Origin of the sequence: Actinacidiphila acidipaludis (genome assembly GCF_019890725.1) — a bacterium.
GTDB classification, from domain to species: Bacteria; Actinomycetota; Actinomycetes; order Streptomycetales; family Streptomycetaceae; genus Actinacidiphila; species Actinacidiphila acidipaludis.
Genome location: NZ_JAINZZ010000046.1, coordinates 14652 through 40331, shown reverse-complemented (window position 1 = coordinate 40331; position 25680 = coordinate 14652). Strand labels below are relative to the sequence as shown.

Here is a 25680-nt window from a genome sequence, read left to right as displayed (position 1 = left end):
GTAGACCGTGGCCGAGCAGCTGTACGCCACCCTGAAGACCAACCACGGCGACATCGTGATCCGGCTGCTGCCGAACCACGCCCCCAAGACGGTGGCGAACTTCGTCGGGCTGGCCGACGGCACCCGCGAGTGGACGGACCCGCGCACCGGGCAGCCGTCGAACGCCAAGCTGTACGACGGGACGGTCTTCCACCGGGTCATCTCGGGCTTCATGATCCAGGGCGGCGACCCGCTGGGGAACGGCACCGGCGGGCCGGGCTACGAGTTCGCCGACGAGTTCCACCCCGACCTCGCCTTCGACCGCCCCTACCTGCTGGCGATGGCCAACGCGGGCCCGGGCACCAACGGCTCGCAGTTCTTCATCACGGTCGCCCCGACGGCCTGGCTGAGCCGCAAGCACACCATCTTCGGCGAGGTCGCGGACGACGCCAGCCGCAAGGTCGTGGACTCCATCGTGGGCACGCCCACCAACCCGCGCACCGACCGTCCGATGGAGGACGTCGTCATCGAGACGGTGGCCGTGGAGAAGCGCTCCTCCTGATCGACGCGGATCCGTCATCCCGTAGCCTTCGGGAACACCGCGCCCCGTCCGCACGTCCTTGTGGACGGGGCGCGAAAGTGCACAGCGGCCGCACAGGGCGGGCCGCCCCCAAGGGGAGTGGACGACATGGACCAGGCGGTCTGCTGCTACCGGCATCCGGACCGGGAGACCGGCATCCGCTGCACCCGGTGCGACAAGCCGATCTGCCCGGAGTGCATGGTCAACGCGTCGGTCGGCTTCCACTGCCGGGACTGCGTGAACCAGCGCGGCGGCACCCACGTCCAGCCGCGGACGATCGCCGGCGGCAGCGTCACCTCGGACCCGTTCCTGATCACCAAGATCCTCATCGGCCTGAACGTCCTGGTCTTCGTGCTGGAGCTGGCGCTCGGCGACCGGATCGTGGACGACTTCGGGCTCTACGCGAAGTGCGTGGACCTGCAGACCCTCCAGCCGGCGCGCTGCGGCGTCTCGGACGGCGAGTGGTACCGGGTGCTGACCTCGGCCTTCATCCACGAGCGCCCCAGCCCGGTGCACATCGGCTTCAACATGCTGTCGCTCTGGTGGATCGGCGCCCCGCTGGAGCAGCGGCTGGGCCGCAGCCGCTACATCGCCCTCTACTTCGTCTCGGCGCTCGGTGCGAGCGCGGCGGTGCTGGTGATCGCACCGGGAGCGCTCACCATCGGCGCCTCGGGCGCGATCTTCGGGCTGTTCGGCGCGACCGCCGTCTACATGCGGCGGATGCGCTACGACATGCGGCCGGTGATCGCGCTGCTCGTGCTGAACATCATCTTCAGCTTCACCTGGGCCAACGTCAGCTGGCAGGGCCACCTCGGCGGTCTGCTGACCGGCACGGTCCTCGCGATAGGGATGCTGTACGCGCCGCGGGAGCGACGGAACCTGGTGCAGTGGGGGACGTGCGCGGCCGTGCTGCTGGTGACGCTGGCGGTCTCCGCCATCGCTGTGTCCCAGGTCACGTCCTGACCTGACCGCCAGGCCGTGTCCCTGGCGTTGATCACACGTTATCCACAGCAGGAGGAGTGGCTTCCGCCTCCTGTGCACAGCAGGTGGGAACGGCTGTGCGGAGGGTCACCGTGACGGGTTTGCCCTGGAAAGGGCGGCCAAGATCACCCCGAACACACAGAACGACCGGTGGCCGGCTCTGCGGCCACCGGTCGTACCGGCGTCAATCTCGTAGAGGTTATCCACAGATCTTCCGACCTTTTCCCCACTGTGGATAACCGTGTGGACAAGTGCTGTGCGCACCCGCGCGCGAGCAGCTACTTCCACTGGGTGGACACGACGAACCCGCCGGCGATGAAGCCGAAGCCCACGACGATGTTCCAGTTGCCCAGGGCGTCCACCGGAAGGCTGCCCTGCGTCACATAGAACAGCACGATCCATGCGAGACCGAGCACGAAGAACGCGAGCATCAGCGGCGCGACCCAGCCGCGCGTGCCGAGCTTGATGGCGGTGGCGTTCTTCGCCGGCGGCGGCGTGAAGTCGGCCTTCTTGCGGATCCGTGACTTCGGCACGAGGGACTCTCCTGTCGATGCGCTGCGTGACCGCGCGGGTGTGGTGGGTCAGCCGGGCGGCTGTCGGGCTGTGGGGATGCGCTTCCGCTCCCGGCGTCCGTTAGCGTAGTGCTTCCTCGGGTTGTTAAGGAGACAGGGTATTTGGTGACCGGAACCGGTGGCACCTCCCCCACCCCCTCCTCCCGTCCTGCTCACCGCACGGTAGCGCTGCGAGTGCTCAGTGCGGGAGTCTTCGCGCTGGCCGGACTGATCTTCTGGACCAGTTTCGACACCGCGAAGGGCGTCGACATCCGCAGCGACGACCCGCTGCCGAAGCTCTCGGACAACATCCGCGCCAAGAGCGCCCAGAACGCGCGCCTGGAGAACCAGGTCGCCTCGGCGCGGGGCGACGTCGACCGGCTCGCCGGCAGCGACAGCGGGCTGACCACCGCCGAGCGGCAGCGCCTGGACAGCCTCGGCACGACCGCCGGCACCGCGCCGCTGACCGGCGCCTCGCTCGACGTCACCCTCAACGACGCCCCGCCCAACGCCGTGCCGCTGGTCCCCGGTGTGCCCGACCCGCAGCCCAACGACCTGGTCATCCACCAGCAGGACCTGCAGGCCGTGGTCAACGCGCTGTGGCAGGGCGGCGCCCGGGGGATCAAGGTCATGGACCAGCGGCTGATCTCCACCAGCGCCGTCCGGTGCGTGGGCAACACCCTGATCCTGCAGGGCCGCGTCTACTCCCCGCCGTACAAGATCACCGCGGTGGGCGACCAGGACAAGCTGCGCCAGGCGCTCAAGGACAGCCCGGCCATCCAGAACTACCTGCAGTACGTGCAGGCGTACGGGCTCGGCTGGAAGGTCGGATCGAGCAGCCGGGTCACCCTGCCGGGGTACACCGGACCGGTCGACCTGACCTATGCGAAACCTGTGTCGAAGCCCTGACCACGGGCCTTGTGACCGGTCCCAACCCATGCCCAAGCTTTGTCGGTCCGGGCCCCCTCGGCGGCCGATCTCCCTTTACTCTGTTCCGGGGAGCAGTCAAGGACTTCAGGGCAGGGAAGGCACGGCATGTACGGCTGGATCTGGCGGCATCTGCCGGGTAACGCCTGGACGAGGGCGTTCATCTCACTGGTGCTGATGCTCGCCGTCGTCTACCTGCTGTTCCAGTACGTGTTCCCCTGGGCCGAACCTCTGCTGCCCTTCAATGACGTGACCGTCGACAACGGGATGGCTGCTGTCCGATGAGTGCTCGCATTCTGGTTGTCGACAACTACGACAGCTTCGTCTTCAACCTCGTCCAGTACCTCTACCAACTCGGCGCCGAGTGCGAGGTCCTGCGCAACGACGAGGTCGAACTGGCCCACGCGCAGGACGGTTTCGACGGGGTGCTGCTGTCCCCCGGTCCCGGCGCTCCCGAAGAGGCCGGAGTCTGCGTCGACATGGTCCGGCACTGCGCGGAAACCGGGGTGCCGGTCTTCGGCGTCTGTCTGGGTGTGCAGTCGATGGCGGTCGCGTACGGCGGCGTCGTGAACCGGGCGCCGGAGCTGCTGCACGGCAAGACGTCACTGGTGACGCACGAGGGAACCGGCGTGTTCGCCGGGCTGCCCACGCCGTTCACCGCGACGCGGTACCACTCGCTCGCGGTCGAACGGGCCACGCTTCCCGAGGAGTTGCAGGTCACCGCCTGGACGGAGAACGGGATCATCATGGGCCTGCGGCACCGGGACGCCGCCGTCGAGGGAGTGCAGTTCCATCCCGAGTCGGTGCTCACCGAGTGGGGTCACCTGATGCTCGCCAACTGGCTTGCCGCGTGCGGCGATCAGGGCGCGGTCGAGCGCTCGCGGGGGCTGGCCCCGGTGGTCGGGGCGAGCGGGCTCAGCGGGAGGGCCGGGGCGTGACCACGCTCCGACCGGAGCGTCCCGCCGACGGCCCGATGTCCTATGAGGACACCGGGCAGTTCCGGGCTGTCGTCGAGCAGCTCGACGACCCCCTGAACGATCCGCTGCCCGACCGGCCGCCGGCCGTCCCCCAGAACGACGCGCCCGTCCCGGGCGCGCGCACCGCGCCGGGCGTTTCGACCGCGCCTGGCGTTCCGACTCCGCCCGGCGTCCGGTCCGGGCAGCACGCGCGGCCCGGGCCGGGGGCGACGACCGCGGGCGGTGTTCCGGGGCAGCCGTCCGCCACGTCGCCGTGGTTCCGCCCGTCCGGACAGGCCGGGGTGGTGCCCGGGGTGCAGCACGCGCAGCCCGCTCCGGTGGCGGAGCCGTTCGCCGCGCCGCAGGCTGTGCCTGTGGCGGATCCCTTCGCCGAGCAGCCGCAGTCCGCGCCGACGGCCGATCCGTACGCCGGGGCACGACCGGCGCCGGCCGCCGAGCCGTACGCCGAGGCACCGGCCGTGCCCCCGGCGGAGCTCTACCGTGAGCAGGCGCCTGCGCCGGGCCCGGGCACCCCGCCGCAGTCCGTGTCCCAACCGGTGCCGCAACCGGTGCCGCAGCCGGTATCGGCGGCCGAGCCGTACACCCCGCCGCAGCCCGCGCAGGACCCCGGAGCCGGGGCCGGCGAGACCGCCCAGCTCCCGGTGATCGAGGAGCCGGGCGCCGAGCAGGGCGCGTCGGAGGCGGCACGGGACCAGCAGCTCGCTCCGCCCCCGGACGGCGGGCGCGCCGCCCGCCGCAAAGCCGCACGTCAGAGCGGCGGCCACCGCGCCCGGGTCCGCGGCGCCGCGGCGCCCGCCGTCGCCGAGTCCGCGGCCCAGCCGTCCGCGCCGCTGAGCAGGGTCGAGGCCCGCCGCGCGGCGAAGGCCGCCAAGGACAGTCCGGCGGTGATCGCCAGCCGGGTCATCGGTGAGTTGTTCATCACCACCGGCGTCATCATGCTGCTCTTCGTCACGTACCAGCTGTGGTGGACCAACGTCCGCGCCCACGAGCAGGCCAACAGCGCCTCGAACAGCCTCGAGCACCAGTGGGCGAGCACCTCGCAGGACCCGAACGCGTCCGGCACCTTCTCGCCGGGCCAGGGCTTCGCGATCATGTACATCCCGAAGCTGGACGTGAAGGCGCCGATCGCGCAGGGCGTCAGCAAGACCAAGGTCCTCGACCACGGCATGGTCGGGCACTACGACGGCTCTCTCAACACCGCGATGCCGTGGGACAAGACCGGCAACTTCGCGGTCGCCGCGCACCGCAACACCCACGGTGAGCCGTTCCGCTACATCAACCACCTCGTGCCGGGGGACAAGGTGGTGGTCGAGACGGCGACGACGTACTACACGTACCAGGTCACCAGCTCCCTGGCGTCGACGCCGCCGACCAACACGAACGTGCTGAAGCCCATCCCGACCGGTTCGGGATTCACCAAGCCCGGCCGCTACATCACCCTCACGACGTGCACCCCCGAGTTCACCAGTGAGAACCGGCTGATCGTGTGGGGGACGCTGGTCCAGGAGCAGCCGCGCAGCAAGGGCAAGCCCGCCGCCCTCCAGGGCTGAGCCGGGCACGAACGCACTGACACAACGAACGGAAGAGTGTGACCAGCGACAAACGGGGTGGGCGGGGACCGATCGCGGCCACGATCAGTGTCATCGGCGAGATACTCATCACGGTGGGGCTGCTCCTCGCCCTCTTCGTCGTCTACTCGCTGTGGTGGACGAACGTCATAGCCGACCGGCACGAGAAGAAGGCCAGCGCGGACGTCCGCCGGCAGTGGGCGCAGGCCCCGCCCGACGCCCCGGCGAAGGGCCTGGACACCAAGGACGGCATCGGCTTCCTGCACGTCCCGGCCATGGGCAAGAACTACGAGGTGCTGGTGAAGAAGGGCACCTCCACCAGCATCCTCAACGAGGGTGTGGCGGGCTACTACGTCAAGCCCGTCCCCTCCGCGATGCCGTGGGACACCACCGGCAACTTCACGATGGCCGCGCACCGCGACGGCCACGGCGCCAAGTTCCACAACATCAACAAGATCCACACGGGTGACCCGATCGTCTTCGAGTCCAAGGACACCTGGTACATCTACAAGGTCTACAAGATCCTGGACCAGACCTCGAAGTACAACGTGCACGTCACCGACCAGGTCCCGAAGGAGTCCGGCAAGAACAAGCCGGGCCGCTACATCACCCTCACGACCTGCACGCCGGTCTACACCTCGCGCTACCGGTACATCGTCTGGGGCGAACTGGTCCGCACCCAGAAGGTCGACGCGCAGCGCACCCCGCCGCCCGAGCTGAGCTGACCCGGACGCCCACGCACAGGGGCGGCCCGCACGATCATCGTGCGGGCCGCCCCTGTGTTCGTTTGTCGGTCCTGCCGTGCAACCGTCAGTGGTTGCCGCCGCCCCATGCGGTGAACTGGATCTGCTGACCCTCATTGAGCGGGGTGCCCGCCTGGGGGTCGGACTTGAGGATCACCGCGTCGTCGCCGACCTGGTTGCCACCGGGGCCGACCGCTGAGATCTGCAGGCTGAGGTTCATCGCGTTGAGCTGCTGCTTGGCCTGGCCGACGGTCTGTCCCGCGAAGTTCGGCATCGTCTGCTGCGGCTGCTGTGACTGCTGCGGGCCGGAGGAGACGGTCAGGACGATCTGGGTGTCCAGCGACTGCGGACCGCTGTCGGGGCCCGGGTTCTGCTGGAGGACCTGCCCCTGCGGAGTCTCGTTCGAGGGCTGGTCGGGACCGCGGGTCACGTTCTTGAAGCCCTGCTTGTTCAGGTCCGCAACGGCCTGGTCATAGGTTTCACCCTTGACGTTCTGCGGAGTGACCTGCTTCGGCTTCTGCGCCACCGTCAGCGTGACCTGCGCGCCCTTGGGCTTCATCGATCCGGCCGCCGGGTTCTGGCCCAGGACGGTGCCGTCGTCGACCGTGGTCGAGGGCTGGTACTTCACCGTGTACGTGAAGCCCGCGTCCGTGAGCTGCTGCTCGGCGCTGTCGACCGGGTCGTTCTTGACGTCAGGGACCTTGACCGGAGCGGCGCCCTTGCAGACCGTCACGTGCACGATCTTGTCCGACGGGATCGAGGCGTCGGCGGCCGGGGTCTGGCTGCCGACGCTGTCCTTCGGAATGTTGTCGCAGAACTTCTGGCCGTCCTGCTGCAGGGTCAGGTTGACGTTGGCGGCCTTCGCCCTGGCTTGGTCCAACGTGCTGTTGACGAAGTTCGGCACCGTCCCGCCGGCGCTGGGCGAGCCGCCGCCGAACAGGGCCTTGCCCAGGAAGATCGCACCGATCAGCACCAGCACACCGGCGATGACGAGCAGCACCGTGGAGGTGTTGTTCTTCTTCTGCCGGCGGCGGTCGGGCCGCTCGTCGTAGCCGTAGCCGCCGTCGTCGTCCCGCATCGGCGGCAGCATCGAGGTGTGCTGTTCGCCACCCTGCGGCGGGAGGGCGGTGGTGGCGGCGGTGTCGCCGTACTGGTGCGGGTAGCCGTAGCTCATGGCGCTCATGGCCACCGCGGCGCCGACCGGCTGGCCGTCCAGCGCGGCCTCGATGTCGGCGCGCATCTCGTCGGCCGACTGGTACCGGTAGTCCGGGTCCTTGGTGAGCGCCTTGAGGACGATCGCGTCCATCGTCGGCGTGATCTCGGGGTCGTACACCGACGGCGGCTGCGGGTCCTCCCGCACGTGCTGGTAGGCCACCGCGACGGGTGAGTCCCCGATGAACGGCGGCCGCACCGTCAGCAGCTCGTAGAGCAGGCAGCCGGTGGAGTACAGGTCGGACCGGGCGTCGACCTGCTCGCCCTTGGCCTGCTCGGGCGAGAGGTACTGGGCGGTGCCGATGACGGCCGCGGTCTGGGTCATGGTCATGCCGGAGTCGCCCATCGCGCGGGCGATGCCGAAGTCCATGACCTTGACCTGGCCGGTGCGGGTCAGCATGACGTTCGCGGGCTTGATGTCCCGGTGGACGATGCCGGCCCGGTGGCTGTACTCCAGCGCCTGCAGGATGCCGACCGTCATCTCCATGGCACGCTCGGGCAGCAGCTTGCGTCCGGAGTGAAGAAGCTCACGCAGGGTGGAACCGTCGACGTACTCCATCACGATGTACGGGATCGAGACGCCGTCGACGTAGTCCTCGCCGGTGTCGTAGACCGCGACGATCGACGGATGGTTGAGGGAGGCGGCCGACTGGGCCTCTCGGCGGAACCGGGCCTGGAAGGACGGATCGCGGGCGAGGTCCACCCGGAGCGTCTTCACGGCGACGGTACGGCCGAGGCGCGTGTCATGGGCGAGGTACACCTCGGCCATGCCACCGCGGCCGAGCACCGAGCCCAGCTCGTACCGGCCGCCGAGGCGACGCGGCTCTTCCATAGCTCTGCCCTCTCCTCAAACCCGTTCTCAACCGGATTCCGTTAACCCATGCCCTGTGCCTGACCCGGCATAGGTTACCGGGCGTGTCGCGTGCAACCTCATGACAGCCGCTCGCCGATACCTGACCGGTACCTCGGCTCGGGACGCCATGGGAGTGATGTCCGTCTCACCCGACCGTCGGACGATGGTCAGTGGTTGTTGAGGACCGCCTCCATGACCTTCTTGGCGATCGGGGCGGCGAGACCGCCACCGCTGATGTCGTCGCGGTTGGCGGAGCCGTCCTCGACGACGACGGCCACGGCGACCGGCGAGCCCTGGTCGGTCATGGCGTAGGAGACGAACCAGGCGTAGGGCGCCTTGTCGTTCCCGACGCCGTGCTGGGCGGTACCGGTCTTGCCGCCCACCCGGACCCCGGGGATCTTGGCGTTGGTACCGGTGCCCTTGTCGACGACGTTCTCCATCATGGACTGGAGCTTCTGGGCGTTCTCCGGCGACAGCGGCTTGCTGAGCTCACTGGGGCTGGTCTGCGCGATCGTGCTGAGGTTCGGCGCCACGAGCTTGTCCACCTCGTAGGGCTTCATCAGCACGCCGTTGTTGGCGATCGCCGAGGCGACCATCGCCATCTGCAGCGGGGTGGCCGCGGTGTCGAACTGGCCGATCGAGGACTGTGCGACCTGGTCCGGGCTCATCTTCTTGTCGAAGTTGCTGGCCGCGGCCCGCACCGGGACGAACTGCTCGTCGTTGAAGCCGAACTTCTCCGCCTCGTCGAGCATGGTCTGCTGGCCGAGGTCGGCGCCGATCTTGCCGAACACGCTGTTGCAGCTGTACTGCAGGGCCTGTTTGAGACTGGCGTCCTTGCAGGGGATGTGCCCCTCGTTCACCAGCGGGGTACGGGTGTTGGGCAGCATGTACGGGTCCGGCGAGTCCGTCTTGGCGTTGATGTCGGTGTACTTGCCGCTCTCCAGCGCCGCCGCTGCGGTGACCAGCTTGAACGTCGAGCCGGGCGGGTACGTCTGACGCAGCGCCCGGTTGAGCGTCGGGTCGTCGGCGTCGTTCTTCTTGTCGAGGGCGACCCAGTTCTTGCTGTCCTTGACGGAGTTGCCGGCGAAGGACCCCGGGTCGTACGACGGCGTGCTGGCCAGCGCCAGGATCGCGCCGGTGCGCGGGTCGATCGCGGCGACCGCGCCCTTCTTGTTGCCGAGCCCGTCGTACGCGGCCTTCTGCGCCTTGGCGTTGAGGGTCGTGACGACGTTGCCGCCCTTCTTCTCCTTGCCGGTCAGCAGGTCGATGGTGCGGTTGAAGAAGAGCCGGTCGTCGTTTCCGGTGAGGAACTTGTCCTCCACGCCCTCCAGCATGGTGGTGCCGAACGCCTGCGAGGCGAAGCCGGTCACCGGCGCCCACATCGGGCCGTCGGTGTAGGTGCGCTTGTACTTGAAGTCGCTGCCGGTGGTGGTCGTGTGGCCGGTGATCGCCTTGCCGTCGACGATGATGTCGCCGCGCGGCTGGGCGTACTGGTTGATGGCCACCCGGCGGTTGTTCTTGTCGTTGGAGAGCTGGTCGGCCTGGACGAACTGCACGTAGTTCACGCGCACGAGCAGGGCGAGGACGAGCAGGCCGCAGAAGACCGCGACGCGTCGCAGGGGCTTGTTCACTGGCTGCGCACCACCTGGGTCGCTTCGGCGTCGGGGGAGGGCGCGGGGCTCGGGGCCGGCCGCCGCGCGGTGTCGCTGATCCTCAGCAGGATCGCGACCAGGGCCCAGTTGGCGATCACGGAGGAACCGCCCTGGGCCAGGAACGGCATCGTCATACCGGTCAGCGGGATGAGACCGGTCACACCGCCGGCGACCACGAAGACCTGCAGCGCGAACGCGCCGGACAGGCCGACCGCCAGCAGCTTGCCGAACGGGTCACGGGCGGCCAGCGCGGTCCGCATGCCGCGCTCGACCAGCAGTGCGTAGAGCAGCAGGATCGCCATCAGCCCGGCCAGGCCGAGCTCCTCGCCGACCGTGGCCAGGATGTAGTCGCTCTTGGGGGCGATGCCGCCGATGAGCCGGGAGTAGCCCTGGCCGAGCCCGGAGCCGAAGAGGCCGCCGGAGCCGAAGGCGTACATCGACTGCGCGGTCTCGGTGACGCCGCCGTTGTGCAGCGCCAGCGGGTGCAGCCAGTCCTGGACGCGGACCTTGACGTGCGGCTCCGAGCTGCCCACCGCGACCGCGCCGGCCGCGCTCAGCAGCAGACCGAAGACGATCCAGCTGGTCCGCTCGGTGGCGACGTACAGCATGATCACGAAGAGGCCGAAGAAGAGCAGCGAGGTGCCCAGGTCGGTCTCGAAGACCAGGATCAGCAGGCTCATCGCCCAGATCGCCAGGATCGGCCCGAGGTCGCGGCCGCGCGGCAGGTACAGGCCCATGAAGCGGCGGCTGGCCAGCGCCAGCGCGTCCCGCTTGACCATGAGGTAGCCGGCGAAGAAGACCGTGATGATGATCTTCGCGAACTCGGCCGGCTGCAGCGAGCCGATCCCCGGCAGCGTCACCCAGATCCGGGCGCCGTACACGGCGGGGAAGAACACCGGCAGCACCAGCAGGACCAGCGCCACGAACATCGAGATGTAGGTGTAGCGCTGCAGGATGCGGTGGTCCTTGAGGAAGACCAGCACGCAGACGAAGAGCGCCACCCCCAGGGTGGACCACATCAGCTGTTTGGGGGCCATCGCGGCCCCCAGCACCGGCTCCTGGTCGAGCCGCCAGATCAGCACCAGTCCCAGGCCGTTGAGCAGCGTCGCGATCGGCAGCATCAGCGGGTCGGAGTAGGGCGCGAACTTGCGCACCAGCAGGTGCGCGATGCCCGCGAGCAGGCCGAGGCCCAGCCCGTAGCCGAGCAGCCCGGCGGGCACCGACCCGTTCTTGGCCAGGCCCGTGTTGGCGTAGGCGAACACGGGAATGGCCACCGCGAACACCAGGAGCGCGAGCTCGGTGTTGCGGCGGTTCGGCGCGCCGATCGACGTGATGGTGGTGGTGTTGCTGGCGCTCATGAAGTGCCGGCTCCTCCTGCTGGTCCCGGCATCACTGCTGGCCCGTACCGCACTGTCCGGCCAGCTTCTTCTCGTCGGGTGACAGGGACGGGGTCGGGGTGGGGGCAGGGGTGGTCGGTGCGGTGGTGGTGGTGGACTTCTTGGTGCCCGAGGCGGTCTTGCTGCCGGTGGCCACGCTGCCCTCGACGGCCTTCGCGGCGTCGGTCGCCTTGCTGCCGACGCCGGCGGACGCGCCGCTCTTCGGCGCGGCCGAGGCCGTCTTCTGCGCGTCGGCGACCTTCTTGCAGACCCCGGCCTGGGTCGCGAGCTCCGTGGTCTTGTCGTCGGCCTGGCCGAGGCTGCTCACCGCGATGGTGTCCTCGACCTGCTTGCGCTGGTACGCGGGCAGGTACTTGAGTTCGATGTCGGGACGGTCCTGGTGGACCTGCGACAGGCTGAACCAGGCCAGCTTCTGGTCGATGCCCCGGTAGACCGCGACGTGGTCGTCCTTGGCGCCGACGTAGTACTGGGTCTGCGTCCACGCGTAGGCCGCGTACAGACCGCCGCCGACGATCGCCAGCACCAGGACCGTGATCAGGCCGCGCTTGAGCCACCTGCGGCCGCCGCCGGTCTCCTTCTCGTCGAAGGAGTCGTCGTAGGCGCCGAAGGAGCCCAGCATGCCGCCGGGCGCCGGGTCGCCGCTCCCGGGCGGCCCGAAGGTGCCCGTGGGGCCCGCCTGGTGCGGGGTGCGGCCGAGTTCGGAGGCGCGGCCGGCGGGGGTCTGCAGATGACGCGGGTCGTGCAGCGGCAACTGGCTGTCGGCGACCGCCCCGACGACCACCGGGGTGTCATTGAGCTGCGTCGCCAGCGTGTCGCCGTCGTCGGTGTCCAGGACATCGGCGACGATGCACGTGATGTTGTCGGGTCCGCCGCCGCGCAGGGCGAGCTGGATCAGTTCCTGCACGGTCTCGTGCGGGGCCTGGTAGCCCGCGAGGGTGTCCTCGAGGGTCTGGTGGCTGACTACACCGGACAGCCCGTCGGAGCAGATCAGATAGCGGTCGCCGACCCGCACCTCACGGATGGAGAGGTCGGGCTCGACGCGCTCGCCGCTGCCCAGCGCGCGCATCAGCAGCGAGCGCTGCGGGTGCGTGGTGGCCTCCTCCTCGGTGATGCGGCCCTCGTCGACCAGGCGCTGCACCCAGGTGTGGTCCTGGGTGATCTGGGTGAGGACGCCGTCGCGCAGCAGGTAGGCGCGGGAGTCGCCGACGTGCACCAGGCCGAGCCGCTGGCCGGTCCAGAGCAGGGCGGTGAGGGTGGTGCCCATGCCCTCGAGCTGCGGGTCCTCCTGGACCATGTGCAGCAGCTGGTCGTTGGCCCGCTGCACCGCGGTGCCCAGCGAGGTCAGGATGTCGGAGCCGGGGATGTCGTCGTCGAGCGAGACGATGGTGGAGATCACCTCGGAGGAGGCGACCTCGCCGGCGGCCTGGCCGCCCATGCCGTCGGCGATCGCGAGCAGACGGGGGCCGGCGTAGCCGGAGTCCTCGTTCCCCTCGCGGATCATGCCCTTGTGCGAACCGGCGGCGAAACGCAGGCTCAGAGACATGCGTACCTCCCCCGTCGGTTCCGGGTACATCCGCACGCTGCCCACCCTCTCGCTCGCGCGTCGTGGCTCCGCTCGCCCATTGTGCGACTACTTCCGCAGCTCGATGACGGTCTTGCCGATGCGGATCGGCGCACCCAGCGGGACCGGCGTGGGCGTGGTGAGCCGGTTCCGGTCGAGATAGGTGCCGTTCGTGGATCCGAGGTCCTCGACGATCCACTGGCCGTCGCGGTCCGGATAGATCCTGGCATGCCTGCTGGACGCGTAGTCGTCGTCGAGCACAATCGTCGAGTCGTGCGCCCGGCCCAGGGTGATCGTCTGCCCCTGGAGCGCGACGGTGGTGCCGGCCAGCGAACCCTCGGCGACCACCAGCTTGGTGGGCGAGCCGCGGCGCTGGCGGTTGTTCTGCGGCTGCTGCCGCGGGGCCGGCTGCGCCTGCTGGCGCTGCTGCGGCGGACGCGAACCGGTGTCCCCGCGCCGCGCGGCGCGCTGGGTCACCCGGGTCCCGAACAGGTCACTGCGGATGACCTGCACCGCGACGATGACGAACAGCCACAGCACGGCGAGGAAACCCAACCGCATGACCGTGAGGGTCAGCTCTGACATTGGCCCCGCTTCACCCTTCGGCTTGCCGATACACGATGGTGGTGCTCCCCACGACAATGCGGGAGCCGTCGCGGAGCGTAGCGCGCTGGGTGTGCTGCCCGTCCACCACGATGCCGTTTGTGGACCCGAGATCCTGGATCACGGAGGGCGTTCCGACCCGGATCTCGCAGTGCTTGCGGGACACTCCGGGGTCGTCGACCCGCACGTCCGCCTCGGTGGAGCGGCCGAGCACGAGGGTCGCCCGGGTGATCTGGTGGCGGGTGCCGTTGATCTCGATCCAGCGGCGGACGGACGCGGCCGGCGAACCGGGCGTGAATCCGGTGCCGGGCAGCCGGGTCACATTGCCGCCGGCGCCACCCGCACCGCCGGGGCCGCGTGAGCCGCCGGGCGGCGGCGCGCTCGGCATCGGCGGCGCGCCGGCCGGGCGCGGCGGGGAGCTCTGCTGGTAGCCCTGCTGCTGACGGGGCTGCGGTTGCTGGTGCTGCGGAGGCTGCTGCTGGTAGCCCTGCGGACCGTTGGAGGAACCCTGCTGGTGCTGCGACTCGCTGGAGGCCAGCGTGCGGCTGCGCACCCGGTACAGGCCGGTGTCGAGGTCGTCCGCCCGCTCCAGGTGCACCTTGATGGTGCCCATGAAGGTGTAGCGCTGCTGCTTGGCGTAGTCCTTGACCATGCCGGCCAGCTCGTCGCCGAGCTGCACCGCGTAGGGGCTCAGCCGCTCGTAGTCCGAGCCGCTGAGCTCCACGATGAAGTCGTTCGGCACCACGGTGCGGTCGCGGTTCCAGATCGTGGCGTTGTTGTCGCACTCACGCTGCAGCGCGCCCGCGATCTCGACGGGCTGCACCTCACTCTTGAACACCTTGGCGAAGGTGCCGTTCACCAGGCCTTCCAGCCGCTGCTCAAAGCGCTTCAGTACTCCCACCGGGCACCTCCCTCCTCGGGGCCGTCCTTCGAGTCATGTCCGTACTGCTCACTGATCGTATCCACGCACGGGAAAAACCGGTGGTTCCCCGATCTTGCTGGACAGGGCAGTGTCAACCCTCACACCGCGCCGTGTCCGGCCGTCCCCTGGTACGCCCTGGCTTCCCCTGCCCCTTGCGATGGTAGAGGCGCCGTGCGGTGCGGGTCCCCGGTTCACCCGCCGCCGACCGGCGTCCCCGGCCTCGTCTGTCCAGTGTCCCGCACGCCATGCCCTCCCCGTCCCTCCTCGATTGCGTCGCCGTGCCGTGGCGGTGCCGCCGCCGTGTCGTCGCGGCACTGCGTCCTCCGCTTCCCTCCGCTTCCGCCCGCCGGCCCCGGGCGGAAACCGATGTGAGGGCACCGCCTGCAGCGTGCTAATCTTCTGCATGTCGGGAGGCGCTCCCACACCGCAAGGACAAGCCAGTCCACCGGATGTGTGAGAATCGAACGGCAGCACCCATGCGCGGGTGGCGGAATAGGCAGACGCGCTGGATTCAGGTTCCAGTGCCCGCAAGGGCGTGGGGGTTCAACTCCCCCCTCGCGCACAACAGAGGTACCCGTGAGCGGGCCCTCGGCAGTGACGGAAGTCGCAGCCGGGGGCCCGCTTCGTTTGGTGCGGTGGGCGGTGGCGCCGTGGTGCCTTGTGCTCGGTGGTTTCCGCGGCCGGGCGGCGCGTCCGCCGTCACGCGTGGGGGACCGGGCCCGGCTCCGCGACGCGGTGGGTGCGGGCGGCGGCGTGCACGAGGGCGGCCTCGGTGCGGTTGCGGACCCCCAGCTTGTCCAGGATGTGCGAGACATGGACGGCCACCGTGCGGTCGCTGATGTAGAGGGAACGGGCTATCTGGCGGTTGCTGTGCCCGTCGGAGAGCAGCGCCAGCACCTGCGTCTCCCGTTCGGTCAGGTCGAAGCGGGCGTGCTCGGCGGCCGCCGGGGCGGCGGGGGCGGGCGGTGCGCCGAGCCGGCCGCGCGCCGCGACCTCCCGGGCCATACGCAGCAGGGGCGCGGCGGCCAGCGGCCCGGCCAGGCTCTCGCAGGCGGCCAGCGCCCGCCCCGCCTGCTCCCGGCGGCCCGCCCTGACCGCCGTCTCCGCCTCCCGCAGCCGCGCGTACGCCTCGCGGTGCGGCTGCTGCGCGGCCCGCCACGCCTCGGCGACCGCACGCCACGTCGCCCGGTCGTCGGCGCCGTGCCGACGGGCGTGTTCGGCCGCCGCCAGCGCCCCGTACGCGGCCACCACCGGCTCCCCGGCGCAGCCCTCCGCGGTGCCGCGGGCCCGCCGGGCGAACGTGTCGGCCACCGCCGTCCAGCCCGCCGGCAGGTCACGCGGCCTCACCGCCCGCGGCAGCAGGGCCAGATCGGCCACCAGCCGGACGCCGCCCGCCAGCAGCCGGATCTCGTCCTCGGCCATGGCGCCGCCGTCCAGCGCCGCCAGACCTTCCAGCAGATGGCCCGCGGCCTCGGCCGGCCGGCCTGCGGCGAGCGCGTGTTCGGCCAGGCAGGCGTGCAGCGGCCCGAGCAGCCGCGGGTCGTCGGGCCCGGCGCCGAGGTCCGCCGTGAGTTCGGCGACCCGGCGCTCCTGGCCGCGGCCGACGGCCAGTTCGAGCCGCAGCAGGTCGAGGAAACGGCGGTCGTGCGGGGTGGCGCCGCCGGTCAGTTCGGCCAGCAGCAGGTCGGCCTCGTCCCACTGGCCGGTCGCCACCAGCACGGCCGCGGTGTTGAACTCCAGCACCGCGCCCAGCGACGGCGGCGCGCCCAGCTCCGCCGCCGCCCGCCGCCCGTCGCGGGCGACGTCCCGCGCCTCGGTGAACCGGCCGGCCGTGCACAGCACGTACATGTGGTTGCTCGCCGCGCGCAGCACCTCCTCGGCGGCGCCGGTGCGCTGCGCCAGGCCCCGGGCGGAGCGCAGGGCGTCCAGGCCGGCGCCCAACTCGCCGCGCTGGGCGAGGATGACGCCGAGGGTGGTCAGCGCGTGGCCGTGCTCGGCGGGCGCGTCGACGGCGCGGGCCACCCGCAGCGCCTGCTCGGTCGGGGGTAGCGCCTCCTCGGGGCGGCCGAGGAGCATCAGCCCGGCGCCGGTCGCGGCCAGCACCCGGGCCTGCAGCGCGGACGGCGGCTCGCCGTCCAGTAATCGCACGGCCTCCTCGGTGGCCTCCAGCGCGGCCCGCAGGTCGCCGGTCTCGCGGCGGTAGCGGCCCAGGCGCTCCAGGAGCCGGGCCCGTTCCGCGGCGTACCCCGCCCCGCCAACGCCGTCCCCGCTCCGGTCCGCGTCGGCCGGCCCGGTGACCGGGGCGCCCGCCGGACCGCGTACCGGACCGGTGACCGGGCCGCAAGCCGAAGCGCCGCCCGCGCCGGCCCCCGGACCACCGGCCGCCGCCAGCGCGGTCTCCAGGTAGCGGCACGCGCGGGCGGGTTCCCCCGCCCAACTGGCCGCGCGCGCCGCCTCCTCCCACACCGCGGGCCCGTGCCCCGGCAGCCATGCCGCGAGCTCGACGACCAGCGCGTACAGCCGGTCGGCCTCCGGGTGCGCTCGGGCGGCGACCGCGAGACGCGCGGCGGTCAGCGCCGCCTCGGCGGCGCGGTCGGGGCAGTCGGCGAGGTACCACTGGCGGGCCACGCAGGCCGGGTCGGAGCCCTTGCGGTCGGCGAGCGCCCCGGCGTACCTGCGGTGCAGCCGGCGCCGCTCGCCGGGCAGCAGGTCGGCGTACAGGATCTGCCGGATGAGGCCGTGCGGCAGGGCGTAGCCGTCCCCGGTGGCGTTCAGCAGCCGCAGCGTGACGGCCTGGCGGAGGGCGGTCAGCAGGGCGCGTTCGGACAGCGGCACGGTGGCCGCGAGCAGGTCGTGGGACATGCCGCCGTCGGTCACCGACATCTGGTCGAGCACCTCGCGGACCTGCCGGGGGACGCAGCCCACCCGGGCCAGCACGACCTCGGCGATGGAGACCGGCGGCCAGTGCCGGCCGGCGCGGACCAGTTCCTGGGCGTACAGCGGGTTGCCCTCGGCCGCGGCGACGGCGGCGGCCACGTCCTCGTCGCGGGCGCCGGCCGGCAGTTGCCCGCGGACGAGTTCGGTGAGCTCGGCGTCGCTGAGTCCGGTCAGCCGCAGACGCGTCACGCGGGGACATCGCACCAGCTCGGCCAGCCAGCGGCGGGCGTCCGGCGGCAGGTCCTCGTCGCGCAGGGTGGCGACCATGAGCACCCGCCGGCCGCGCAGCCGCACCGCGAGGAACGCCAGCAGTTCCCGGGTGGAGGCGTCCGCCCAGTGCACGTCCTCCAGGACCAGGACGAGCGGCGCCCGGGCGGACAGCTCGGTGAGCAGTTCCAGCATCCGCTCGAACAGGCGCTGACGGGCGGCCGCGGGGTCTCCCGGCCGGTCGTCGGCGAACAGCCACTCCACCCGGTCGCGCAGCGCGGCGACGAACGGCCCGTAGGCCAGGGTCGTCCCGCTGAGCGGCACGGACTCGCCGGTGCGCAGATGCACCGCGCCGTCGGACGCCCGGGCCAGGGCGCCCAGCTCCTCGATCAGGCGGGTCTTCCCGATCCCCGCCTCCCCCGTGACGAGGACGGTCTGGGCCTGGCCCGCGGCCGTCCGCGCAAAGGCTTCCGCGACGACTCCCCGTTCCGCGGCACGCCCGACTAATGGTGGTGATGTGGTCATGTGGTGATTGTGTGCAGACCGCTACGGGCTGTCGACGGGCGCATTCCGCTCCCGGCCGCAATACGTTCCGAACAAGCCTTTCTCGTCATGGCTGGTGGGAGCCACCCCCGGAGGGCGCGTGCGATGTTTCGTGCCTTGTGGGACGGCTGCGGCGGCCGCGGGAGCGGGGCCGGGAAAGCGCGGTCCCGCGACATTCGCAGTCTGGTAATCATCGGAATGACCAGGGGAAACCGGGGCGGTAGTGACTGCTGTTCGCCCTGGGACACCACGGCTAGTCATTTCCCACCTGCGCGCGTACGTCATATTGCCGACGTCAACTCCCGTACCTCCTAACAGTATTGGCCCGGTTCCGGCGAGGCCCCGGGTCAAGGCCCGTGGCCGCTGAAGCCGGGTCAATTCCGCACGAGTACCGGAGGGAGGGAAAACCATGAAGAAGATGTCGATCCGCAAGGCCGGCCCGATTCGGCTGACCAGCTCCGCGTACTACTGCTGCTCCGCGCTCTAAGGAGCGGGCACCTCACCAACCGGGGCCGGCCTTCGCGTGGTCCGCGCAGTCCGGCCCCGGCCACGTTCCGCAGAGCCTCTTCCCTGCAGGGACTTCTCCCTGCGGAACCTCCTCCCTGCGGAGCCTCCTCCCGCAGAGCGTCACCGAGCCGTCCGCAGAGCTCGCGCCGAGCTCCCCGCAGAGAGAGACGTGCCGTATGACCGTCACGCCGCCCGGCCGCGTCACCACCGTTCGCCTCCACCGGCTCACGATGGTCCCCGAGGACGACGGGGTCATGGTCGGCCGGCCCGACACCGCCTCGTACGCGCTCTTCCCCGAGGAGGGGGCCGAGGCGCTGCGGATGCTGGACGCGGGCGTGCCGCTCGACGAGGTCGCCGCCTGGTACGAGCGGACCTGCGGCGAGACGCTCGACGTCGACGACTTCCTGGAGATCCTGGAGGACCTCGGCTTTCTCACCGAGAACGGCGAACCGCCTCCGCCGCCCGCGCCCGTGCGCTGGCAGCGGCTGGGCCGCTGGACGTTCTCCGGCCCGGCGTGGTTCTGCTACGCCGTGCTGCTGCTGGCCGCCGGCGTGGAATGGGTGCGTGACGCCTCGCTGCGGCCCTCGTACCACGACGTGTTCTTCACCAGTCATCTCGCGCTGATCCCCATCACCCTGACGGTGGTGCAGATCCCCTGCATCCTCATCCACGAGGGGTTCCACGCGCTGTCCGGGCGGCGCCTCGGCCTGCCCTCGACGCTGACCATCAGCAGGCGGCTGTACTACCTGGTGGCCGAGACCCGGCTGGACTCGCTGTTCAGCGTGCCGCGCCGGCGCCGCTATCTGCCGTTCGTCGCGGGCATGCTGGCCGACGCCGTGCTGATCGCCGGCCTCGACCTGCTGGCCGTGGCCCTCCGCGGGCACGGCGTGCCCGGCTGGGTCCCGGCCCTGCTGCTGGCCGTGGCGTTCACCTGCGTCATGCGCCTGGTCTGGCAGTTCATGTTCTACCTGGAGACCGACCTCTACTACGTCCTGACCAACGCCCTGCGCTGCTCGGACCTGCAGAACGCCACCCGCGCCCATCTGCGGCGCCGCTTCCGGCAGGTGGTGCGCCGGGGGTCCGCGAAGGCGGGCGCCACCGTCCCGGACGGGACGGCTTCCGCCGTCGCGGACCCGTCGGTCGACGGCGCGGGCGGCGCGGGCGGCGCGGGGGGTGCGGACGGTGCGGACCTCGCCGGGGAGGCGGCCGGCGGCGAGAACCCCGGCGCCGACGGCGGCTCCGACGACCAGTGGTCGGACCGGGACCGGGCGATGGCCCGCTGGTACGCGCCGCTGCTGGTCGCCGGGTACGGCTTCTCGCTCGGCAGCCTGGTGTGGGCCGGAATACCGACCACCGTGCACTTCTGGTCGCTGGTCAGCGACCGGTTCCGGGGCTCGGGCACTCCCACCGGAGCGCTGCTCGACGCGGTGAGCTTCGTCGGCCTGACGGGACTCCAGATCGGCCTGCTGCTCTACGTCACCGTGCGGGACCGGCGTGCCCGCGCCACCTCAACCCAAGGAGCACCGTCATGACCTCGACCTCCACCCGGCACCTGTGGATCAGCGCGGGCACCGCCGGCGCTCCCGGCGGCGGACCCGCCCCGGAGACGCCGGAGTCCGGCGCCGGGCCACGCCACACGATCGACGTGCGCTGTCATCGCCGGCTGCGCGGGCCCTACTCCGGGGGCGGCGCGCTGATCCGCGCGGTCGTGCCCGAACTGGTGCCGGACAACGAGGGGTTGATAGCGCCGCGGGCGACCGAGGTGATCGCCCTCGCCCCCGACCTGGCCCCGCTGGTCCCGATCGCGCCGCAGACCCTGACCGCGCTGGCCAGCCGCGCCGAACGCACCCGCTTCTACTCGGTGGCCCGCACCCTGCGCGTCGCGCACGGCATCTGCGAGCTGCTCGTCGACTGGGCGCGCACCCTGCACCCCGACGGCGTGGTGCTGCGCTTCCGCGAGCTGGACCGCGCCGACCCCACCGACCGCGAACTCGTCGCGGTGCTGCTGCGGCGCTGCGACCCGGCCCTGATCCAGGTGGTCGTGGACGAGGCCGCGAACGCGCTCGACCCGGTGACCGCCGCGGAGGCGACCGCGGCGTCCGAGGCCGCCGCCGCGCAGGGCATCGGGGCGCCGAGCATCGCCGACGACGAACTGGCCCGCGCGCTGCGGAGCTTCGCCGACCCGGCCACGGCACGGCCGGCCGACCCGGCCGAGCTGCCGGCGGGCGCCGACCCGGCCCAGCTCTACATCGACGGCGAGGGCACCAGCACCGACCCGCGGCTGGCCGCCGCCTACGCCGCCCTGCCCGCGGCCGACCGCGCCGCCCGCCACGACGCGCGCGCCGCGCACCTGACCGACCACGGCGAGCCCGGCTCCGCGCTCGGCGCTCGGCTGTACCACCTGGAGCACGGCTCGGACCCGCTCGCCGCGGGCAACGCCTTCGTCGAGGGCTGCGAGGTCTGCTTCGACGGCGGCTTCTACGAGGCGGCGCTCGACATGGCGGTCCGCGGCCGGACCCTCTTCGGCGACGAACGGCCCAAGCCCTACTGGAACCTGACGAACAAGACGGGCGCCTGCCTGTCGTACCTGCGGCGCGGCGAGAAGGGCTTCTCCTACTTCGCCGAACTGCGGGCCGGCAGCATCGACCCCGAGATCCACATGAACAGCTGCTACATGATGGCGATGCTGTACACCCGCCACCTGCCCAAGAACATGCACGACGAGACCCGGGCGACGGAGTGGGTCAACACCGCGATCGCCTTCGCCGACAGCCGTCCCGACCCGCACCGCGCGGTCTTCGTCGGCGCGTTCATGCGCAACGCCAAGGCGCTGGTGGAACTCCACCGCGGCGACCTGCAGGCGTCGCTGGACCTGGTGAACGAGGCAATCGCGATGACCGACGCGGACCTCGGCCCCGACGAGCAGCTGCTGCACCGCTCGGTGCTGCGCTACAACCGCGCGCAGATCCTGGCCGCGCTCGGCGACCACGACGGCTCGCTCGCCGACTACGACCTGGTCATCAGCCGCGACCCCGACTACGGCGACTACTACTTCGAGCGCGCGGGCGGACGCCGGGCCGCGGGCCGGTTCGCCGAGGCGCTGGAGGACTACGCGGTGGCCATCCGGCTCAGCCCGCCCTTCCACGAGGCGCACTTCAACCGGGCCGACCTGCTGCGCGAACTCGGCGAGGAGGAGGCCGCGCTGCGCGACCTGGACTACGCGGCGATCCTCGACCCCAGCCATGTGGACACCCTGGTCAACCGCGCCGACCTGCTGATCGCGCTGGGCGAGCTGGACCGGGCCGCCGAGGACGTGCGGACCGGCCTGGCCCTGGACGCCAAGAACGTCCGGCTGCTGTGCGCGCAGGGGACGCTGCTCGCGGAGTCCGAGCAGGCCGAGGCGGCGTTCACCAGCTTCACCGCCGCGCTGGAGGCCGACCCGCAGTTCGCGCCGGCCTGGGCCAACCGCGCGGTGCTGGCGTACTCCGCGGGCCGGCCGGCGGACGCGGTGGAGGACCTGGACCACGCGGTCGAGCTGGGCGACGACCCGATGCTGCGGGCCAACCGCGCGCTGGCGCTGCAGGACCTCGGCGAGCACGCCCGCGCGCTGGCCGACCTGGACATCGCGGTGCCGGCACTGGCCGACGAGGACCCGGACCTGCTCTTCCGCCGCGGCACCGCCCGCCACGCGCTGGGCGACGCCGAGGGCGCCCGCGCCGACTGGGCCGCGCACCTGGCCGCGTACGACGAACTGGGTGAGACCTCGCCGTTCGCCGCGGAGCTCCGGCAGCTCACGGAGAGCGCGGCATGACGGCGGTCACCCCGGCCGCCCCGGCGGCTCCCACGGCTCCGGCTCCCACGGCTCCGGCTCCGACGGCTCCGGCTCTCCCGGTGAAGGCTCCGGCGGCGGGTCAGGGCGCGGCGGAGACGGAGGTGACCGGGGCGGCTGAGCCGGTCGGGCCGGACGGGCCGGGGGAGCCGGGGGAGCCGGTCGACCCGGGGGCCTTCCGTGCGGTGATGCGGCACCACGCCAAGGGGGTCGCGGTGATCACCGCGGGCCTCGACGTGCCGGCCGGGTTCTGTGCGACCTCTCTGACGTCGGTGTCACTGGACCCGCCGATGGTGTCCTTCACGGTGGGCCGGGGGGCGTCCGCCTGGTCGACCGTGGAGCAGGCCGAGCACGTGGTGGTGCACCTGCTCGCCGAGGACCAGGAGGAGCTGGCCCTGCGGTTCGCCCGCAGCGGGGCGCCGCGCTTCGGCCCGGCGACGCGCTGGCACCGCGGCGCGCTCGGGCTGCCCGTCCTGGACGACGTGCTCGCCTGGCTGGCCGTGGCCCTGGTCCGGGTGGTGCCGGCCGGCGACCACGCGCTCGTCCTGGGCAGTGTGGTGGCCACCGGCCCGGGAGCGGGTCACGCGCCGCGGCGCCCGGCTCGCCCGCTGGTCCACCACGACGGGGTGTTCGGCGGGTTCGCACCCCCGGCGGCGGCACCGGAACGGGCGGTGGGCTGAGGGGGGTTGTCCGCGGCGGGCGCCGAAGCAGGTGCTCTGCTCTGCGGACGGCCCGTACGTGCCCGGCGTGTGGAGGAGCGCGCCGGGCGTCCGGGCGTACGGGCGCGCCGGGCGTACGGGCGGGCAGGGCGTACGGGCACGCCGGGCGTACGGGCGGGCAGGTCGGGCGCGTCAGACGTACGGGTGAGCGTCCTGGGGCGAGCTCCTCCCGGGCGCGCCGCCCCCCTCCCTCTTCCTTCCCTCGTTGACCTGTCAAGGGTGGAAGGTAGGCTGGTCGGCATGAGTCTTCGACATGCGGTCCTGGGCCTGCTCTCGGAGCACCCGGCCAGTGGCTACGACCTGATGAAGCTGTTCGAGAGCTCCCTATCCAACGTCTGGCCCGCCACCCAGAGCCAGGTCTACGGGGAGCTCGGCAAGCTTTCCGCGGCCGGCCTGCTGACGGTGTCCGCCGAGGGTCCGCGCGGCCGCAAGGAGTACGCCGTCACCGCGGCCGGCCGGGCCGAGCTGCGGCACTGGCTCGTCGAGACGGAACCCGAACGCGTGCGGCGCAGCGAGACGCTGCTCCGCGTGTTCTTCCTCGGCCTGCTCACCCCCGACGAGGCCACCGCCTTCCTCGCCGTCGAGGCGACGCGGGCGGCTCAGGAGGCAGCCGCCCTGAGGGAGTTGGAGCCCACCGTCGACCCGGGGGCCAACGCCCTCTCGGTGCACGGCCGGCTCGCCCTGGAGTACGGGCTGCGGCTGGCGGCGCTGCAGGAGGAGTGGGCCCGCTGGGCGGCCGGGCAGATCGCTGCGGCGCAAGAAGCGGCGAGCTGACATTCCGCCTGGGCGAGTCGGTGGCACGTGGACGGGAACCGGGGCAGTGTGGTGTCCGTTGGAGCCATTGGGCAAAGGAATCGTCAAGCGGTGTGGCCCGCGCCGTACCGAGCAGGGAGATCCACGATGGGTGTCAGCCTTTCCAAGGGCGGCAATGTCTCGCTGACGAAGGAGGCCCCCGGTCTCACGGCGGTCACCGTCGGCCTGGGCTGGGACGTCCGCACGACCACCGGCACGGACTTCGACCTGGACGCGAGCGCTTTGCTCCTGAGCGCGACGGGCAAGGTCGTCTCGGACAAGCACTTCGTCTTCTTCAACAACCTCAAGAGCCCGGACGGCTCGGTCGAGCACACGGGCGACAACCTCACCGGTGAGGGCGAGGGCGACGACGAGGCGATCAAGGTGAACCTCGCGGCGGTCCCCGCCGACGTGGACAAGATCGTCTTCCCGGTCTCGATCTACGACGGTGAGACCCGGCAGCAGAGCTTCGGCCAGGTGCGCAACGCGTTCATCCGCGTGGTGAACCAGGCCGGCGGCACCGAGATCGCCCGCTACGACCTCACCGAGGACGCGTCGACGGAGACCGCCATGGTCTTCGGCGAGCTCTACCGCAACGGGGCCGAGTGGAAGTTCCGGGCCGTCGGCCAGGGCTACGCCTCGGGCCTGCGCGGTATCGCGCAGGACTTCGGCGTCAACCTCTGACCTCCGGACCACCCGCCGGGAGCGGCCGCGAGGCCGCCCCCGGCTCACGTACGGCCGCGTGCACCGGGCGCTTCCACCGCCCGGTGCACGCGGCCTTCGTGCTGTACCGGCCCTGATCGACCGCGCCGGTGGTCACCGGTCGTGATCCGTCGTGACCGGCCGTGTCGGTCGTGATCAGGCGGGGCCGTGATCAGGCGGCGAACCGCTCCGCCAGCGTCTTGGCCTTCTGGACCGCGTCCTGCTCGGCCTGTGCGCGCGAGGCCTCGGCCGCGTCGATCAGCGGGGCCATCTGCGGCTGGGACTTGGCCAGCGTGAGCTCGGGGATGATGAAGTCCACGTCGAGCGAGAGCATCCCGGTGAGCACCTTCTCCAGGTACGTCGTGACGAACTCGAAGCTCTCCCGCGGGGTGCCCGGGCCGTAGCCGCCCCCGCGTGCGGCGACCACCGTGGTGGGCTTGCCCGCCACCGAGCCTCCCTCGCCCGCCGTCCGGCCGACGATGATCACCTGGTCGAGCCACGCCTTGAGCGTGGAGGGGATCGTGAAGTTGTACATCGGCGTGCCGATCAGGACCGCGTCGGCCCGCTCCAGCTCGTCGGCCAGCTCGGACCGCAGCGCGGCCGCCGCGGCCTGCTCGGGCGTGTGCGAGTCCACGGGGGCCAGCGCCGAGACGATGCCGTCGGCGGTCAGGTGGGGCAGCGGTTCCTTCGCCAGATCGCGGTAGATCACCGTGCCGCCGGGGTGCCGGTCCTCCCACTCCTTGCGGAAGATCGCGGTGACCTCGCGCGAGACCGAGGGCTCGTGGAACGCGGAGGAATCGAGGTGCAGAAGCGTGGCCATGGGAGCCTCATTCGCTGTGTCAGAAGGGGTTCGCGGCATGCCGAAAACACGTCGTACGACGTCAGAGGTGCCGCGACTTCGTACGTAGCTATTGATAACACAGCTACTTACTTTTCTG

The 25680-nt window shown here is 71.5% G+C and carries 21 protein-coding genes and 1 tRNA gene; 13 read left to right on the top strand and 9 right to left on the bottom strand.

What is annotated here, in order from left to right:
- Positions 1–7: 7 nt before the first annotated feature.
- Both K7862_RS27490 and K7862_RS27485 read left to right on the top strand, forming a co-directional pair.
- Positions 8–541 carry a peptidylprolyl isomerase gene (locus tag K7862_RS27490; protein ID WP_222967227.1) on the top strand — a complete coding sequence of 178 codons (534 nt, stop codon included), beginning with the start codon at positions 8–10 and terminating at the stop codon, positions 539–541.
- Positions 542–667: 126 nt separating this feature from the next.
- Entirely contained in the window at positions 668–1522 is an 855-nt protein-coding gene (locus tag K7862_RS27485; RefSeq protein WP_222967225.1) for a rhomboid family intramembrane serine protease, read from the top strand.
- Positions 1523–1818: 296 nt separating this feature from the next.
- Here the strand turns inward: K7862_RS27485 and crgA are convergent, their stop codons facing one another.
- On the bottom strand, positions 1819–2073 hold the full coding sequence (gene crgA, locus K7862_RS27480) for a cell division protein CrgA (RefSeq protein ID WP_222967223.1): 255 nt from the start codon (positions 2071–2073) through the stop codon (positions 1819–1821).
- A 213-nt stretch (positions 2074–2286) separates the two neighbouring features.
- On the opposite strand from crgA, the gene K7862_RS27475 reads away from it, so the two are divergent.
- From K7862_RS27475 to K7862_RS27455, 5 genes are all read left to right on the top strand, one after another.
- Complete coding sequence (locus tag K7862_RS27475) at positions 2287–3000, top strand: DUF881 domain-containing protein (protein ID WP_222967221.1); 714 nt, start codon at positions 2287–2289, stop codon at positions 2998–3000.
- 126 nt (positions 3001–3126) lie between these two features.
- Positions 3127–3303 (top strand): hypothetical protein, encoded by a 177-nt coding sequence (locus tag K7862_RS27470; protein WP_222967219.1) that lies wholly within the window; start codon positions 3127–3129, stop codon positions 3301–3303.
- The gene (locus K7862_RS27465; protein WP_222967218.1) at positions 3300–3956 is read left to right on the top strand and encodes an aminodeoxychorismate/anthranilate synthase component II; all 657 of its coding nucleotides are present in this window, start codon (positions 3300–3302) and stop codon (positions 3954–3956) included. The genes K7862_RS27470 and K7862_RS27465 overlap by 4 nt, the downstream gene beginning before the upstream one ends.
- Complete coding sequence (locus tag K7862_RS27460) at positions 3953–5545, top strand: class E sortase (RefSeq protein WP_308012218.1); 1593 nt, start codon at positions 3953–3955, stop codon at positions 5543–5545. Before K7862_RS27465 ends, K7862_RS27460 begins: the two co-directional genes overlap by 4 nt.
- Positions 5546–5583: 38 nt before the next feature.
- Positions 5584–6288: a class E sortase gene (locus K7862_RS27455; RefSeq protein ID WP_222967216.1), complete on the top strand. Its 705-nt coding sequence runs from the start codon at positions 5584–5586 to the stop codon at positions 6286–6288.
- An 85-nt stretch (positions 6289–6373) separates the two neighbouring features.
- On the opposite strand, the gene pknB is transcribed toward K7862_RS27455, so the two are convergent.
- From pknB to K7862_RS27425, 6 genes are all read right to left on the bottom strand, one after another.
- On the bottom strand, positions 6374–8350 hold the full coding sequence (gene pknB, locus K7862_RS27450) for a Stk1 family PASTA domain-containing Ser/Thr kinase (protein ID WP_222967214.1): 1977 nt from the start codon (positions 8348–8350) through the stop codon (positions 6374–6376).
- A 188-nt stretch (positions 8351–8538) separates the two neighbouring features.
- On the bottom strand, positions 8539–10002 hold the full coding sequence (locus K7862_RS27445) for a peptidoglycan D,D-transpeptidase FtsI family protein (RefSeq protein ID WP_222967212.1): 1464 nt from the start codon (positions 10000–10002) through the stop codon (positions 8539–8541).
- Positions 9999–11381 (bottom strand): FtsW/RodA/SpoVE family cell cycle protein, encoded by a 1383-nt coding sequence (locus K7862_RS27440; RefSeq protein ID WP_222967210.1) that lies wholly within the window; start codon positions 11379–11381, stop codon positions 9999–10001. The genes K7862_RS27445 and K7862_RS27440 overlap by 4 nt, the downstream gene beginning before the upstream one ends.
- 31 nt (positions 11382–11412) lie before the next feature.
- The gene (locus K7862_RS27435; protein ID WP_262413899.1) at positions 11413–12963 is read right to left on the bottom strand and encodes a Stp1/IreP family PP2C-type Ser/Thr phosphatase; all 1551 of its coding nucleotides are present in this window, start codon (positions 12961–12963) and stop codon (positions 11413–11415) included.
- Between the two features lie 87 nt (positions 12964–13050).
- Positions 13051–13566 (bottom strand): FHA domain-containing protein FhaB/FipA, encoded by a 516-nt coding sequence (locus K7862_RS27430; RefSeq protein ID WP_222967209.1) that lies wholly within the window; start codon positions 13564–13566, stop codon positions 13051–13053.
- A 10-nt stretch (positions 13567–13576) separates the two neighbouring features.
- A complete protein-coding gene (locus tag K7862_RS27425) occupies positions 13577–14485 on the bottom strand; it encodes an FHA domain-containing protein (RefSeq protein ID WP_222967208.1) in 909 nt (302 codons plus the stop codon).
- A 499-nt stretch (positions 14486–14984) separates the two neighbouring features.
- Between K7862_RS27425 and K7862_RS27420 the strand changes: the two genes are divergently transcribed.
- Positions 14985–15068 (top strand) — tRNA-Leu (locus K7862_RS27420).
- A 137-nt stretch (positions 15069–15205) separates the two neighbouring features.
- On the opposite strand, the gene K7862_RS27415 is transcribed toward K7862_RS27420, so the two are convergent.
- Positions 15206–18175 (bottom strand): helix-turn-helix transcriptional regulator, encoded by a 2970-nt coding sequence (locus K7862_RS27415; protein WP_222967207.1) that lies wholly within the window; start codon positions 18173–18175, stop codon positions 15206–15208.
- A 701-nt stretch (positions 18176–18876) separates the two neighbouring features.
- On the opposite strand from K7862_RS27415, the gene K7862_RS27410 reads away from it, so the two are divergent.
- From K7862_RS27410 to K7862_RS27390, 5 genes are all read left to right on the top strand, one after another.
- A complete protein-coding gene (locus K7862_RS27410) occupies positions 18877–20232 on the top strand; it encodes a hypothetical protein (RefSeq protein WP_222967206.1) in 1356 nt (451 codons plus the stop codon).
- Positions 20229–22511 carry a tetratricopeptide repeat protein gene (locus K7862_RS27405; RefSeq protein ID WP_222967205.1) on the top strand — a complete coding sequence of 761 codons (2283 nt, stop codon included), beginning with the start codon at positions 20229–20231 and terminating at the stop codon, positions 22509–22511. The genes K7862_RS27410 and K7862_RS27405 overlap by 4 nt, the downstream gene beginning before the upstream one ends.
- A gap of 122 nt (positions 22512–22633) precedes the next feature.
- Positions 22634–23209 (top strand): flavin reductase family protein, encoded by a 576-nt coding sequence (locus K7862_RS27400; RefSeq protein WP_372461688.1) that lies wholly within the window; start codon positions 22634–22636, stop codon positions 23207–23209.
- 279 nt (positions 23210–23488) lie between these two features.
- Entirely contained in the window at positions 23489–24022 is a 534-nt protein-coding gene (locus K7862_RS27395; RefSeq protein ID WP_222967204.1) for a PadR family transcriptional regulator, read from the top strand.
- Between the two features lie 126 nt (positions 24023–24148).
- Positions 24149–24724, top strand: a complete 576-nt coding sequence (locus K7862_RS27390; protein WP_222967203.1) for a TerD family protein — start codon at positions 24149–24151, stop codon at positions 24722–24724.
- A 190-nt stretch (positions 24725–24914) separates the two neighbouring features.
- Here the strand turns inward: K7862_RS27390 and K7862_RS27385 are convergent, their stop codons facing one another.
- Entirely contained in the window at positions 24915–25562 is a 648-nt protein-coding gene (locus K7862_RS27385; RefSeq protein WP_222967201.1) for an FMN-dependent NADH-azoreductase, read from the bottom strand.
- Positions 25563–25680: the final 118 nt, after the last annotated feature.